Origin of the sequence: Cardinium endosymbiont of Culicoides punctatus (assembly GCF_004354815.1) — a bacterium.
In the GTDB taxonomy this organism is placed as follows: domain Bacteria; phylum Bacteroidota; class Bacteroidia; order Cytophagales; family Amoebophilaceae; genus Cardinium.
On record NZ_QWJI01000039.1, the window covers coordinates 1 to 2,473 of the forward strand.

Annotated in this window: 3 protein-coding genes and 1 tRNA gene; 3 read left to right on the top strand and 1 reads right to left on the bottom strand. The window is 34.3% G+C overall.

What is annotated here, in order from left to right; translation table 11 throughout:
- Positions 1 to 125 precede the first annotated feature (125 nt).
- Complete coding sequence (locus CCPUN_RS04070) at positions 126 to 626, bottom strand: dihydrofolate reductase (RefSeq protein ID WP_165941954.1); 501 nt, start codon at positions 624 to 626, stop codon at positions 126 to 128.
- 220 nt (positions 627 to 846) lie between these two features.
- Between CCPUN_RS04070 and CCPUN_RS04075 the strand changes: the two genes are divergently transcribed.
- The 3 genes from CCPUN_RS04075 to CCPUN_RS04085 all read left to right on the top strand — a co-directional run bounded on the left by CCPUN_RS04075 (position 847) and on the right by CCPUN_RS04085 (position 2,399).
- Positions 847 to 920, top strand: a tRNA-Ala gene (locus tag CCPUN_RS04075).
- A gap of 118 nt (positions 921 to 1,038) precedes the next feature.
- Positions 1,039 to 1,794 (top strand): type I methionyl aminopeptidase, encoded by a 756-nt coding sequence (gene map / locus CCPUN_RS04080; RefSeq protein WP_133282306.1) that lies wholly within the window; start codon positions 1,039 to 1,041, stop codon positions 1,792 to 1,794.
- 305 nt (positions 1,795 to 2,099) lie between these two features.
- Positions 2,100 to 2,399, top strand: coding sequence for a hypothetical protein (locus CCPUN_RS04085; protein ID WP_133282307.1), 300 nt, complete (start codon positions 2,100 to 2,102; stop codon positions 2,397 to 2,399).
- Positions 2,400 to 2,473: the final 74 nt, after the last annotated feature.

Below are 2,473 nucleotides of genomic sequence, written 5' to 3' on the forward strand. Positions count from 1 at the left end.
AGCCGTTTTTTATCAAATATAGTGGAAAATCCTCAATGTCAGTCTTTTATCCCATCATATATTTGTACCACCACCAAAAAATTAAGTATTAAATTAACCCTAAAATGGTACACATGCTTTGCAATTTAGTATTTTTTTGCTTCTCTTTCTAATGTAATAAATTCATAATCATATGCATTATGCTCATCTGCTTTGCATGGTATCAGAGAGCGTTGTATCCATTCTTTGCCTAGTGTAGGAAAGTAAGTATCTCCTGTTACGTTTGTATGAATTTTAGTCAGGTAAATCTTATGAGCCAATGGTAATGTTTGTGCATAAATTTCTCCACCTCCAATGACAAATAGCTCTGATTCTCCTTGATTTTTTGCTGAAAATAGGCCATCTTCAATGCTTCTTACAACATGATAATCTTTAACCGACTGATCCATCTTTGTACTTACCACTATAGTCGTTCTACCAGGCAACACACGACCAATAGAATGGAAAGTACGACTACCCATTAGTATATAATGCCCTATGGTTTTACTTTTAAACGCACGTAAATCTGCTGGCATATGCCATAGTAGTGCATTTTCTTTTCCAATTACACCATTTAATGAGGTGGCTACAATAATAGATATAATCACAATGGTATTTTATTTATGTGTATTGTACAGATAACAGACATACAAATAAAGCTGTTTTTATTTGATTTTTTCAACAAACCCTCCTATATTTGTTTTGATAGGCATCAAGGAATTAAAAAATAATTAAGGAAAGGTCCAATATGGGTTGATTTTTGATTGTTTTGGTTTAATGTTATGATTTATATAATGTACATGCCGCTGAGATTGGTGTGATGCTGTTGGGGGATTAGCTCAGCTGGTTAGAGCACTTGCTTTGCAAGCAAGGGGTCATCGGTTCGAATCCGATATTCTCCACTTTTTTCTATTCCATGCAATTAATTTTTAGCTATTCTTCGTCTTTAATTGCATATCTGCTTTAGTCAGAGCATCTGTTTTGTTGAAAATGCTACAATAGTATTCTAAGTAATTTTATATGATAAACATACGAACTGGTTCCGAAATAGCATTATTGAGACAAGCGGGGCATATTGTGGCACTTTGTCATAGTAAACTAAAAGAAATCATTCGACCAGGCATCAGTGGCATAGAGCTAGACACAATTGTAGAAGAGACTATTCGTAGCAATGATGCCATCCCAATATTTAAAGGGTATCGCAGCTTTCCAAATGCTACTTGTATTTCCATTAATGATGGTGTAATACATGGTATACCAACTAGTGCATTACTGGAAGAAGGCGATATTATAAGCATTGATATAGGTGTTGCGTACAAAGGATATATTGGAGATAGCGCTTGGACCTATAATGTAGGTGAAATTTCCCAAGAAAAACGCTTTTTATTAGAGCATACAGAAAAAGCTTTATGGGAGGGGTTAAATGCTATTAAGGCAGGCGTACATCTTTCGAACATTTCTTATGCCATAGGCAAGTATGCTACGCAGCATAAACTGGGTATTGTCAAAGAATTTAGTGGACATGGTGTAGGAAAAAAGCTACATGAATCACCTGTGATTCTTAATTATGGTTATCCAAATCAAGGACCTATTTTAAAAGCTGGTATGGTATTGGCTATAGAACCTATATTAACCTTTGGTCGCCCTGCTATCAAAACATTAAAAGATAGATGGACGGTTACTACACAGGATGGAAAAGATGCTGCTCATTTTGAGCATACCATTGCCGTTCAAGAAGAGGGGTATATGGTTTTAACTACGTTGATAACGGACTAAAATTAATGATTTGTATGTCTATTTATGTATCTGCATAAAGAAGCAATTTTTGAAATGAACGCTTGTTGTCTTATTCCCTTAATATGCATAACTTTGCATCAGGTTGAACAGTGGGCGTGATGTAATGAAAAATACGATCATTCCCGTTTATTTCTGATTGTCTGCGTATTTCTGCATTTCAAAAACTCCTACTGGCCTTAAGTTTTTTAGATCACTAGTTTGTTATATCACTTAGTAATACTTCTCTAAGCAAAACAGGTTATCAATCATCTTGTGCAAGATGCACCATTAATATATGTTTCAATATGATTTATAAACATTTAAAGTCAGTTATATGTCTTTTATTACTCTTATTGGGTCAGTCGTGTTCTAACCATCAATTATTGGATGCAAAAAAAGACCGTGGAAAACATCATGCCGATAATCGTACTAGAAAAAGAACTCGACCTGAAGAGATAGAATCAAAGCCTGTAGGTTTTAGTCAATGGACACCTGATCTATTTAAAGAAAAGTTTGGTGTAGATTTTAAAATTGAAAATATAGAGAACCTCAAGCTTGAGCAAGAGAATATTGATGAGTCTAGCAGGACTTTCGCAAAGTATTGAATAATTGATATTTTTGTAGTTATAGTTACTAACTTCAAATTATTGTACTCAACGATGAAAGTTACTACGCAACT